General features: G+C 68.6%; 10 protein-coding genes. 9 read left to right on the top strand and 1 reads right to left on the bottom strand.

Annotated elements, in window-relative coordinates; all coding sequences use genetic code 11:
• Positions 1–47 precede the first annotated feature (47 nt).
• The 9 genes from ACQPYH_RS21970 to ACQPYH_RS21930 all read left to right on the top strand — a co-directional run bounded on the left by ACQPYH_RS21970 (position 48) and on the right by ACQPYH_RS21930 (position 11,468).
• Positions 48–1,091 (top strand): L-erythro-3,5-diaminohexanoate dehydrogenase, encoded by a 1,044-nt coding sequence (locus ACQPYH_RS21970; RefSeq protein WP_432894208.1) that lies wholly within the window; start codon positions 48–50, stop codon positions 1,089–1,091.
• Between the two features lie 3 nt (positions 1,092–1,094).
• Complete coding sequence (locus ACQPYH_RS21965; RefSeq protein WP_432894206.1) at positions 1,095–2,699, top strand: amidohydrolase; 1,605 nt, start codon at positions 1,095–1,097, stop codon at positions 2,697–2,699.
• Positions 2,696–4,255: a lysine 5,6-aminomutase subunit alpha gene (locus ACQPYH_RS21960; protein ID WP_432894204.1), complete on the top strand. Its 1,560-nt coding sequence runs from the start codon at positions 2,696–2,698 to the stop codon at positions 4,253–4,255. The genes ACQPYH_RS21965 and ACQPYH_RS21960 overlap by 4 nt, the downstream gene beginning before the upstream one ends.
• Positions 4,252–5,004, top strand: a complete 753-nt coding sequence (locus ACQPYH_RS21955) for an OAM dimerization domain-containing protein (RefSeq protein ID WP_432894202.1) — start codon at positions 4,252–4,254, stop codon at positions 5,002–5,004. The genes ACQPYH_RS21960 and ACQPYH_RS21955 overlap by 4 nt, the downstream gene beginning before the upstream one ends.
• Positions 5,005–5,394, top strand: a complete 390-nt coding sequence (locus tag ACQPYH_RS21950) for a hotdog domain-containing protein (protein ID WP_432894200.1) — start codon at positions 5,005–5,007, stop codon at positions 5,392–5,394.
• Positions 5,395–5,936: 542 nt separating this feature from the next.
• Entirely contained in the window at positions 5,937–7,508 is a 1,572-nt protein-coding gene (lnt, locus tag ACQPYH_RS21945; RefSeq protein ID WP_432894198.1) for an apolipoprotein N-acyltransferase, read from the top strand.
• Between the two features lie 54 nt (positions 7,509–7,562).
• Entirely contained in the window at positions 7,563–8,051 is a 489-nt protein-coding gene (locus ACQPYH_RS21940; protein WP_432894196.1) for an FxsA family protein, read from the top strand.
• Between the two features lie 517 nt (positions 8,052–8,568).
• Entirely contained in the window at positions 8,569–9,027 is a 459-nt protein-coding gene (locus ACQPYH_RS21935) for a Uma2 family endonuclease (protein WP_432894194.1), read from the top strand.
• A gap of 281 nt (positions 9,028–9,308) precedes the next feature.
• On the top strand, positions 9,309–11,468 hold the full coding sequence (locus ACQPYH_RS21930; protein ID WP_432894192.1) for an FUSC family protein: 2,160 nt from the start codon (positions 9,309–9,311) through the stop codon (positions 11,466–11,468).
• Here ACQPYH_RS21930 and ACQPYH_RS21925 read toward each other — a convergent pair.
• Entirely contained in the window at positions 11,458–12,042 is a 585-nt protein-coding gene (locus ACQPYH_RS21925) for a TetR/AcrR family transcriptional regulator (RefSeq protein ID WP_432894452.1), read from the bottom strand. The two genes, ACQPYH_RS21930 and ACQPYH_RS21925, sit on opposite strands and share 11 nt — an antisense overlap.
• Positions 12,043–12,156: the final 114 nt, after the last annotated feature.

The following is a 12,156-nucleotide window of genomic DNA, read 5'->3' as shown; positions in this document are numbered from 1 at the left end:
AGGCGTGATCTGAGTAGTATTTTGCCTGACCGCAACGAGGAGGACATGTGTCGTCGAGCCCAGTAGGACTGCACCGCGTACTCACGCCGTCGGGCGTGTTGCCGCAGGCGGCGGACAGACTCGACGCACGTCCCGAGATCTGGCCCGACGAGGTGCGCATCGCGGTCGAGCGGCTCAACCTCGACGCCGCGTCGTACCGCCAGCTGGCCGAGACGCACGGCGGCGACGGTACGGCGATCCGCCGGGCGGTCCTGGACATCGTCAAGGCCCGCGGCAAGATGCAGAACCCGGTCACCGGCTCCGGCGGGATGCTCGTCGGCGTGGTCGACGAGGCCGGCCCGGACTCGCCGCTCGGCGTACAGAAGGGCGACCGCGTCGCGACGCTGGTCTCGCTGACGCTGACCCCGCTGCAGATCACCGACGAACTGACCGACTGGGACGGCAAGAGCGAGCAGGTCCCGGCGCAGGGTCACGCGATCCTGTTCGCGCGGTCGATCGTCGCGAAGCTTCCCGACGACCTGAAGCCGGAGCTCTCGCTGGCCGTCATGGACGTCTGCGGAGCGCCCGCGCTGACCGCTCGCGTGGTCCGTTCGTATGTCGACAAAGGGCTAAAGCCTGTCGTGTCAGTCATTGGCGGCGCAGGTAAATCCGGGTCGTTGTCGCTGGCCGCGGCACGCTCGGCCGGAGCTGCCCGGACGATCGGGGTCGTGCCGTTCCAGGCCGAGCAGGACAAGCTGACCGAGGCCGGTATCGCCGACGTCGTCGCGCTGGCCGATGCCCGCGATCCGGTGGCGCTCGCGAACGCGGTCGCCGAGGCCGGGGGACCGGCGGACATCACCGTCGTCTGCGTAGACGTACCCGGCTGTGAGCACGGCGCCGTACTGTCGACCGCCGCCGGCGGCACGGTGATCTTCTTCTCGATGGCGACGTCGTTCTCGGCCGCGGCCCTCGGCGCGGAAGGGCTTGCTGCCGACGTGACCATGCTGGTCGGCAATGGGTATGTGCCCGGGCACGCGGACTTCGCGTTGGAGCTGTTGCGTGCCGAGCCGGGTGTCCGTGGTCTGTTCGAGAGCAGGCTGGCGGAGGATTAGTTCGTGCGCACACTTCTGACGAACGGTTCCGTCTATTCGCCTGCCGACCCTCACGCCACCGCGATCGCCTTCGATGACGGGGTGGTGACGTGGCTGGGTGACGACACCGGCGCGACCTCGTACGCCGACGGCGCGGACGAGGTGATCGACCTCGACGGCAAGCTGGTCACGCCTGCTTTCGTCGACGCCCACGTGCACACCGCGCAGACCGGAGCGCTCCTCACAGGTCTCGATCTCGCAGGTACGACGTCGCTCACCGAAGCACTCGACCGGCTTGCATCGTTCGCTGCCAAGCTACCGGCGGATGCGGTGGTCGACGGCGCGGGGTGGGACGAGACGAAGTGGCCGGAGGGCCGACCTCCGACGGCCGAGGAGCTGGATCGCGCCGGCGGCGGTCGCCGGGTGTACCTGTCGCGCGTCGACGGCCACTCCGGAGTGATCTCGTCCGCGCTGGTCGCCGCGGCGCAAGGCGCTGACCCGGGTGCGCGCCTTGACGGCTACGACCCGAGCGGTCGCGTGGAGCGCGACGCGCACCATGCGGTCCGGGACGCGTTGAGCGAGCTGATCGGCGCGGACCAGCGCCGCCTCGACATCCGAGCGGCGTTGCAGCAGATGGCAGCCAAGGGTATCGGTGCCTTCCACGAGATGGCGGCGCCGCACATCGGGCCGCTGTGGGAGCTGCCGATCGTCCGCGAAGTAGCCGAGGAGCTCGGCCTGTCGGCAACGCTCTACTGGGGCGAGCCCGGCGTCTTCGAGCACATTGGCACCTACGGTCTCGCCGGCCTGGCCGGTGACCTCAACGCCGACGGCGCCGTCGGTTCGCGCACAGCAGCACTCAAGGCTCCGTACGCCGATCGCGCGGACCACCGCGGTCACGCCTACCTGACGGCCGAGCAGATCGCCGATCACGTGATCGCCTGCACCGAGCGCAACGTCCAGGCCGGCTTCCACTGCATCGGCGACCAGGCGCTCGACAACATCGCCCGCGGCTTCGAGCTCGCCGCCGAGAAGGTCGGCCTCCAGGCCCTGGTCGCGGCCCGGCACCGGCTCGAGCATGTCGAAATGGTCGACGAGGCAACAATTGCCATCCTGGCCCGCTGCGGCGTCGTGGCCAGCGTGCAGCCGATGTTCGACGGCCTGTGGGGCGGCCCGGACGGCATGTACGCCGAGCGCGTCGGCGACCGCTGGCAGGGGATGAACCCGTTCGGCTCGCTGGCCCGCGCAGGCGTCGTACTGGCGTTCGGATCGGATGCGCCCGTGACGGAGCTCGGCGGATGGGAAGCGGTCCGCGCGGCCGCGTTCCATCACGAGAAGTCCGAGCGGATCACCGTGCGCGCCGCGTTCCAGGCGCATACGCGAGGCGGTTGGCGGGCCGCGGGCATCGACGACGCCGGCGTACTCGCGCCGAGCACGGCAGCGACGTACGCGATCTGGCAGACCAACGCGGACCTCGTCGTACAGACCCCGGACGAGCGGGTCGCCGCTTGGTCGACGGACCCGCGCGCGGGCGTGCCGGTGCTGCCGGATCTGAGTGAGGGAACTCCTACCTGCGTGCGGACTGCCGTGGGCGGTCGCGTCATCTATGAAGTCAAGGGATGGTCCCAGTGAAGAAGCTCGACCTTGATCCGGTCACCGTCCGGAAGGCGCGCAGTCTGGCCCGCAAGGCCGGGAAGCCGATCGTCAACCTCGCTCAGCAGCACACCACGGTGTCTGTTGAGCGAGCGGTACTGCGGCTTGCCGGGCTGACCGGTGCGGACAGCGAGGGCATCCCGTGGGTGAACCGGCTCGCCGATACTGTCCGCGCCGACGTCGGGCTCGAGCACGGGCTCGCGTTGCCGGTGTGGGATGCGCTGATCCGTGGTGAGGCCGAGGACCTGGCCGTGCTGGCGCAGAAGGCGGCGTCCGGTTCGGTGACGTTCCGGATGCCCGAGGGACGCGACGGCGTACGCGCTCGAACCGCTGCGCGGAAGGCAGCGGCCGCTGGGATGAAGCGGATCGACGGCCGGCGGCGGGAGCGGGACCGGCTGATCAAGCGTCACGGCGATCCGAAGCAGCGGCCGTGGATCTACCTGATCGTTGCCACCGGCGACATCTACGAGGACATCCCGCAGGCGCAGGCGGCCGCGCGGGAGGGCGCCGACATCATCGCGGTGATCCGATCGACCGGGCAGTCGCTGCTGGACTACGTCCCGGAGGGCGCGACCCGGGAAGGGTTCGCGGGCACGTACGCGACGCAGGAGAACTTCCGGCTGATGCGGGCGGCGCTCGACGACTCCTCGCGCGAGCTGGGCCGCTACGTCCGGCTGACGAACTACGCGTCGGGCCTGTGCATGCCGGAGATCGCGACGCTGGCCGGGCTCGAGCGGCTCGACATGATGCTGAACGACTCGATGTACGGGATCCTCTTCCGCGACATCAATCCGATCCGGACGTTCGTCGACCAGCGCTTCAGCCGGCAGATCCACGCCCGCGCCGGGATCATCATCAACACCGGCGAGGACAACTACCTGACCACGGCCGACGCGGTCGAGGCCGCGCACACGGTGACGGTCTCGCAGCTCCTGAACGAGTACTTCGCCAAGGAAGCCGGTCTCGAGGACTGGCAGCTCGGCCTCGGGCACGCCTTCGAGATCAACCCGGACCTGCCGGACTCGTTCCGGATGGAGCTGGCGCACGCGATGCTGGCCCGGCAGCTGTTCCCGAACGCGCCGCTGAAGTGGATGCCGCCGACCCGGCACATGACCGGCGACGTGTTCCGCGGGTACCTGCTGGACGGGTTCTTCAACCTCGTCGGCGCGATGACCGGGCAGGGCATCCTGCTGGTCGGCATGATGACCGAGGCGGTCGTGACACCGTGGATCTCCGACCGCGACCTGGCGCTGCAGAACGTCCGCTACGTGTTGGGTGCCGCAGGCAACCTTCACGAGGACTTCCGGCCGGAACCGAACGGGTTCATCGCCCAGCGGGCGCGGCAGGTGCTGGGGGAGTCGGTGGAGCTGCTGGAGGAGATCGTCGACGACGGTCTGCTCAACGCGATCGGCGACGGCACGTTCGGCTTGATGAAGCGTCCGCAGGACGCCGGCCGCGGTCTCGACGGGGTCGCGCGGAAGTCGTCGGAGTACTACAACCCGGCGATCGAGTTGCTCGAGGAGGGCACCCGATGAGCATCATCCGGCCGTACGGCGACACCACCGGTGACGGGATGGTGCAGCTGTCGTTCACGCTGCCGGTCCCGCACGACAAGCGGGCCGAGGGCGCCGCGGTGCAACTGGCCAACAAGATGGGCATGGATCCCGCCCTGGTCGTGCACTCGAAGCCGATCGGCGACGACTTCACGTTCTTCGTCGTCTACGGGCCGGTGAACCACCTGGTCGACACGTCGAAGGTCGAGGTGATCGAGCGCGACTACCCGCTGCTGTCGCCGAAGGAGGTCAACCTCGCGATCCGCAAGGGCCTGCGCCGCCGGCTGACGGTGGTCGGCGCCTGCATCGGTACCGACGCGCACACGGTCGGTATCGACGCGATCCTCAACATCAAGGGGTTCGCCGGCGAGAAGGGCCTGGAGTACTACCGCGAGCTCAAGGTTGTGAACCTCGGCGCGCAGGTCGCCGTACCTGAGCTGGTACGCCGGGCGAAGGCCGACAAGGCCGACGCGATCCTCGTCTCCCAGGTGGTGACGCAGCGCGAGGCGCACGTCCTCAACACCAAGGAGATGTCCGCCGCCTTCCGGGAGGCGTACGCCGAGGACGCCCGGCCCGTATTGGTTGCCGGCGGCCCCCGTTTCACCGAGCAGATGGCCGGCGAGCTCGGTGTCGACCGGGTGTTCGGCCGCGGCACCACGCCGGGCGAGGTGGCCAGCTACCTGGTCGATGCCCTGGTGACGAAGAAGGTCCCAGCGAAGAGGAGCGCATAGGTGTCGAAGGCAACCATCGGGCTGACCGCCACGCATCGGCGGTACGTCCCCTACAGTCACGCCCACTACGCCGGGAACCTGGTCGACGGCGCGTACGTGCTGGCGCTGTTCGGTGACGTCGCGACCGAGGTGTGCATCCAGTCCGACGGCGACGAGGGGCTGTTCGCGTCGTACTCCGATGTGCAGTTCCTGCAGCCGCTGCGGGCCGGCGACGTTGTCGAGGTTAAGGCAACGATCACCCGGGTCGGCAACCGCAGCCGCGACCTCGAGTTCAGCGCGTACGTCGTCTGCCGCGGCCGCCCGGACCAGTCCGAGTCGGCCGCCGAAGTACTGGACGAGCCGCTTGTGATCACGCGCGCAAAGGGAACGGTCGTCGTACCGGTTGGGTGACGATTGGTTGCCCTGGGTAACGATCACGTGGAGTGCCGATACCGCTCTGTAACGTGACCCTGCTGAGAGTTCCTCGTTTTCCCTTGCAGGGCAGCCGATAGTGTTACAACGGGCTCAAGGAGCCGGGGGAGAGGTTGACACCGTCGCCGCCAGCGAGCATCGTTTTGGGAGTCGTCATATCCCGTTTGTTCAACGGTCACAAGAAGTTCGGCCACCGATGATCCCGCGACGCTGACCAGGTCAGAGCCAGGCTTGAGTCGACGGGGGCTGAGATTGCCGGTGGTTAGCCCCCCGCGGGGCAGAGGTGGAAGAGGCTCGGCGGCCAGTAGACAACAGCCGGACGGTTCGCAGCCAGCGCATCGGCGGTTGGTCCGAAGGCACGCTGAGCCTCTTTCCTCTATCCACCTTCCTGAACGTGACGACTTCTTCACTTTCCGCGATCGCCGCCCAGTGGCTACTGACCGGATACATTTGCGTGTCCGGGACGTTGTACGGTCGTGCGACCGGCGCGCGGGTCGGTAAGTGAGGACAAGGGGTACGGCGTGGACCGATTGAAGGCTCTGGGGCGGGTCCTGCCGAGAGTGGTGGTGGCAGTCGCCGCCGGCGCACTGCTCGGCTTCGCGTTCGAACCGCATGACCACCCTTGGCTGACGATCGTCGCCGTACCGCTGCTGCTGGCCGCGCTGGACGGGATCTCGATGAAGGCCGGCTTCCTCGTCGGCGCCGGGTTCGGGATCGCGTACTACGCGGTCCTGGTGCCGTGGCTCAGCATCATCGGCGGCGACGCGGCCATCGCCCTCGCCGTGCTCGAGGGGCTGTTCTATGCGGTCTTCGGGTTGTTCGCGACGCAGGTGCTGAAGCTGAAGCTGTGGATGTTGTGGATCCCGGCTCTGTGGGTGGCGACCGAGTTCGCGACCGCGTCGGTGCCGTTCGGCGGGTTCCCGTGGGGACGGCTCGCGTGGGCCTTCTCCGATGCGTCGCTGGGCAAGCTGGCGGCGTACGTCGGCATCCCCGGGCTGAGCTTCGTCGTCGCATTCGTCGGCGTCCTCGTGTACGCCGTACTCCGCCGGGCCAGCGGACTGCGCCTGCGGGCCGTGGCGCTCGTTGCCGGTCTGGCGATCGTGTTCGGCAGCTCGTTGATCCACCTGTCGATCCAGGGCGACGGGAAGACCGTGAAGGCCGCGATGGTGCAGGGCAACGTGCCCGGCAAGGGGCTGGAGTTCCTGGGGCGCGCTCGTACGGTCACCAAGAACCACATGAACGCGACGCTCGACCTGGAGAAGCGGGTCCAGGCCGGTACGGAGATGAAGCCGGACCTCGTGATCTGGCCGGAGAACTCGACCGACATCGACCCGTACAAGGACGACGAGACCCGGGCCGACATCGAGGAGGCGGTGCGCGCGGTCGGCGTACCGATCCTCGTCGGTGCCGTCACCGAGGGACCCGGTCCGAACGAGCGGCAGACCACGGGCATCGTGTGGGATCCGGTCACCGGGCCGGGGCAGCGGTACGCGAAGCGACACCCGGTGCCGTTCGGTGAGTACATCCCGTTCCGCAATCAGCTGCTGCCGTACATCAAGCGGCTGGAGATGATCGGCGCGCAGACCGTGCCGGGCGTCGGTCCCGGCGTGATGCCGATCAACGGGGTCACGTACGGCGATGTGATCTGCTTCGAGCTCGCGTACGACAACGTCATCCAGGATGTGGTGAAGGGCGGCGCGCAGGTCCTCATCGTGCAGACCAACAACGCGACGTACGGCGGGACGGGTCAGCCCGAGCAGCAATTCGCCATCACGCGGATGCGGGCGATCGAGACCGGGCGGACCGTGCTGATCGCGTCGACGAGCGGCATCTCCGGCGTCATCCGTCCGGACGGGACGGTTGAGCACAAGTCGGGTCAGTTCGTGTCCGACGTGTACGTCGCGACCGTGCCGGTCCGCGACGGGCACACGCTGGCGACCACGATCGGCAGCTGGCCCGAGTGGATCCTCAGCGGCCTCGGGCTCGTCGGTCTGGTCCTCGGCCTGATCGCTCGGCGTCGCCGGCGTGGCGACGACCCGGAACCCCCACCGGCCCCTGATTCCACCCGGACTCGCGAGAAGGTCCCGGCCTGACCTGTAACACTGGGGTGACTGTGCTCTTGGCGGGGTCGCTCGAAGGGGTAGAACATGCCGTGGTTCATCGCGCTGGCGCTGTTGGTGGTGCCGATCCTGGAGATCTACGTGATCATCCAGATCGGCCAGGTCATCGGCGGCTGGCCGACGGTCGCCCTGCTGCTGGTCGAGAGCGCCCTCGGAGCCTGGATCATCAAACGTGAGGGCCGGCGCGCCTGGAACGCCCTCCAGTCCGCCTTCCAAACCGGCAAGATGCCCGGCCGCGAACTCTCCGACGCCGCCCTCGTCCTTGTCGGCGGCACCCTCCTGCTGACCCCCGGCTTCGTCACCGACATCTTCGGCTTCTTCTTCGTCCTCCCATTCACCCGACCGCTAGCTCGCCGGGCGATGTCGTCGTTCTTCACCCGCCGCCTCAACACACAACTCGGCACCGCAGGCCTGGGCGGCTTCATCCCCGGCGCCGGCGGCGGGCCTACTCCACCCCGACCGTCATCCTCCGACGACATAATCCAGGGCGAGGTAATCGACCCCGACAAGAAGTAGCCCGGCCGGGGAGAGCAGCCCAACCGAACCTTCCGGCTGCCGCCGGGTCTTCCGGCTAGCGCCGGGAGTTGCGGGCTACCGCCCGCGGTTTGCTCGCGCTGCTCGCGTGCGAAGTCTAGGCAAGACATCCCGCGTCCTGGCCTGTGGTGAGGTGCAACGGTGATGGCGCAAGCTAAACCCTGCGTGTCATCGGCGGGCAACCTGGCCCGCTGTCCGCCCGGCTCACGGCGTACCCGCAAACCCGGGTGTCACGATGGCGCAACCATCCCACCAGCCGCCGACCGACACGCGTGACCACGCCACTCTTCCGCACCCGTCCGTCGGGTCACGTCCGGCATTGACCGCTGCTGTCCCAGGTATGCTCACAGCCATAGCGCTGTGCCCGTTGCAGACTCGAGGGAGGCATGCCGTGACCGCTGACATGGTCGCTCCGGCGTGGATGCATGCGCAGATCACAGCTGAGCAGTACGACTCGTGGTCCGCCGAACAGTGTGCTGGTATTGAGATCGTGGACGGGATGGTCGTCGTGACCCCGAGCGCCTCCAAGCGCCACAATCGACTCGCGCGCCTCCTTGCGAACGCGCTGGACCTCGCGGCAGGTCCGGAGTGGAATGCCGACACAGACTTTGATGTCCGACTGCAAGACGTCCCGCTGACGAACCGCCGGCCGGACGTGGTGGTTTATCGGGCAGACACGATCGATATCTCCCCAACCCGGCCCCAGCACGTGCTCCTCATCGTCGAGGTCGTGTCTCCCGGCTCGGAGACCACCGACAGGGTCGTCAAGGTGGATCAGTACGCGAAGGCCGGGATCGCGTTCTATTGGCGTGTCGAACAGGCGGCCACAGGGATCCCACTGGTGTATACCTACGTGCTGGACCCGGCCGTCGGCAGCTACCGCGACACAGAAGTCTTCACCGGCGAAGTCAAGGCCACAGCACCGTTCCCGGTCACGGTGGACCTCGGCGCGCTCTGACCAGCCCCTCCGGGTCATCCAGCCGGCGCAGTTCGCCTCCACGAGCGTGCCGACGATCTCCGCAGCCACGCTGCCGCCAACCCCGGCCCGCCAACCGCTGTCGTCGCAGGCGAGCAGCGCGAGCAATCCGCGGGGGGCTTCCATCCGCACCTGCGTAGCGCGGGGGGAGGGATGCGGGGGAGACTGGCGGGGTGGCGAGCGTTGGGCGGGTTGTGGGGTGGTTGCGGGGGCGGGATGGTGGGCTGGCTGCTACTCGGCGGGCGGGGCGGACGGCGTTGGTTATGCCGGCGTTGTTTGCGTTTTGTGCGGAGGTACTACGGGCGCCGGTCGTCGCGACGTTTGCGGCGTTCGGGGCGTTTGCGATGTTGTTGCTGGTCGACTTCTCGGGGAGCACGATCCAGCGCCTGCGGGCGCAGGTTCAGCTCGCGATCGCGTGGCTCGTGCTCGTCTCGCTCGGTACGTTGGCCGGCCAGTCCGTCTGGTCCGCGATCGTCGGCACGGTCGTCGTGGCTTTCGCCGTACTGTTCGCCGGTGTTGTCAGCTCGGTGCTGGCTGGCGCGAGTACTTCGTTGCTGCTGGCGTTCATCCTCTCGGTGGCAACGCCAACGCCCATGTCGATGCTGCCGGACCGGCTCGCCGGTGTCGCGATCGCAGGCCTGGCGGCCGTCCTTGCCGTGCTGCTTCTCTGGCCCCGGTCCGCAGTCGACCCGCTCGGCCTTCCAGCAGCGCGAGTATGCCGGGCCGCCGCGATGCAACTGCGTGCCGAAGCCAGCGACACCGTCGATGTCTGCACAATGCGGACCGAACAGACCACCACCCTCATCCATGAGCTCCGTCGTACGTTCACCGCGACGCCCTACCGACCCACCGGCCTCTCGACCGGCTCCAGAGCACTCGTCCGCCTCGTCGACGAGCTCACCTGGCTGACCACGATCCTCAACGAATCCGGCCCGGCCGCTGCCCGCGGAGCCGCGGACGACCCGGACTCGTCAGCCGTCCACTTCGCCGCGGCGACCGTCCTCGAGCTCAGCGCCGAGCTACTAGAAGACCCAACCCTCGCACCGGACAAACTGACCGCCGCGACAGCGCTCCTCCGGGATGCCGTCACCGCGCTCGAAAAGGGCGCGGTCGCTCGCCTGCCAGCAGTACGAAACACAGGGATGGCCAGCTTCTTCGGCGCCCTGAACGTGTCCTTCCGGGCGCAGGAGCTCGCGTTCGGCGTACTGCTGATCGGACAGAACGTCGAGACCGCTCGCGTCGCGGACCAGCGCGGCTGGACCGATCGCCTACTCGGCCGCGAGCCGAAGTCACTGACAGCGCCCTTCGCCAGCGCCGCCGAACGCGCCGCCGCACACCTCGAGCCGCACTCGGTCTGGCTGCACAACAGCATCCGCGGCGCCGTCGGCCTCGCGATCGCGGTCGGCGTCGCGAACTTCACCGGCGTCGCGCACGGCTTCTGGGTCATCCTCGGAGCGCTGTCGGTACTCCGCTCGAACGCGCTCAACACCGGCCAGAACGCGTACCGCGCGATCGGCGGCACAGTCGTCGGCTCCGTCCTAGGAGCTGGCCTGCTGGCTCTCATCGGCGAGAACAGGATCGCGTTGTGGATCCTGCTGCCGATCGCGGTGCTGTTCGCCGGCATCGTGCCCGCAGCGGTCTCGTTCGCAGCCGGGCAGGCGGCGTTCACCGTCACGCTGGTGATCCTGTTCAACATCGCCGCGCCGGAAGGCTGGTCGCTGATCCTGTTCCGCATCGAGGACATCGCCCTCGGCTGCGCGGTCAGCGTCCTGGTCGGACTGTTGTTCTGGCCAAGAGGAGCATCCGCCGCAGTCGGCAAAGCGCTGTCGGAGGCGTACGTCGACAGCGTGAACTACCTCGTCGGCGCCGTCGGGTACGCCGTCTCCTGCTGCGCGCCCGGGTCCCGTCCGACCACACCACAAGACAGCCGCCGAGCCGCCGCTGCAGCCCGTCGACTCGACGACGCCTTCCGCACGTACCTCGCCGAACGCGGCCCGAAGCCGATCCCGCTCAGCGAGATGACGGCACTCGTCACCGGCGTCGTCGCGGTCCGCCTGGCCGCGGACGCCGTACTGGAGTTGTGGGAGCGGTACGCCGACGGCCAGCCGCCGTCCGACGACCGTGCTGCCGCTCAGTCGGCCCTGCTCGCCTTGGCGGACCGCCTGCTCAACTGGTACACGACCCTCGCCGCCGCCCTCGACGTACAAGGCAAGATCCCCGAGCCGCTCGCGTACGACCACGAGACGAAGCACCGCCTGCTCGAGGCCGTTCGCCGCGACCTGTACGACGCGGACGGCCGGGCAACGCCGACCGCGATCCGCATGCTCTGGACCGCCGACCACCTGGAAGTCGTACGACGCCTCCAGCCGGGCCTCACGACCGCAGCCGACCAGACGGCCGCCGACCTGACAGCTACTGCGTGAAGCTGTTGCCGATGAAGGCGAGGGTCTGCGCCTCAACTTGGCGGAGCTGCGACTCCGTGAGGTCGCGGAGCGGCCCGTAGGTCGTGAGGGTCGCCGTGCCGTGCACCGTGGCCCAGATCGGATACTCGATCCCCTCACGGCGCACAGCCGACAGGACCCCGGCTTCAACCAGCTCGTCCAAGGCGGCGCGCAAGAGGCTCAACGGAGTGCGGTCAGGCTCCGCCGCGGTGCCGTACGCGTGCTGCTCAGGAAGGGCGTACGCCGCGGCAAACAGACCGGGCTCCTCGTGAGCAAAACGCATGTAGGCCGTACCGATCGCCCCCAGGCGACGCTGAGCGGCCGCAGGGTTGCCGCGCTTGCCGCGAACGCGGGCGATCTCGGCAGTCATCCGGTCAGCCAGCTCGAGCATCGCGGCGGCACACACCTCGGCGAGCAGCTCGTCGCGATCGGCGAAATGCCGATAGGCAGCGTTCGGTACGACGCCGACCGCGCGGGTCGCCTCCCGCAGTACGACGGCGTCGGGACCGCCGGCGCGAGCCAGCTCGACCCCGGCCGCGACCAGGCCGGCGCGCACGTCACCGCGAGGGCGCCGTCGTCGGGGCGGAGCTTCCGGTGCTGGATCGGCCGTCGTCACGCCCTCAGCATAACAATGTGGACACTGTCCACCAAGGCCGCTAATGTGGACAGT

This window comes from Kribbella sp. CA-245084, assembly GCF_050942355.1.
In the GTDB taxonomy this organism is placed as follows: Bacteria; Actinomycetota; Actinomycetes; order Propionibacteriales; family Kribbellaceae; genus Kribbella.
This window is presented reverse-complemented; position numbering and strand designations above follow the sequence as displayed.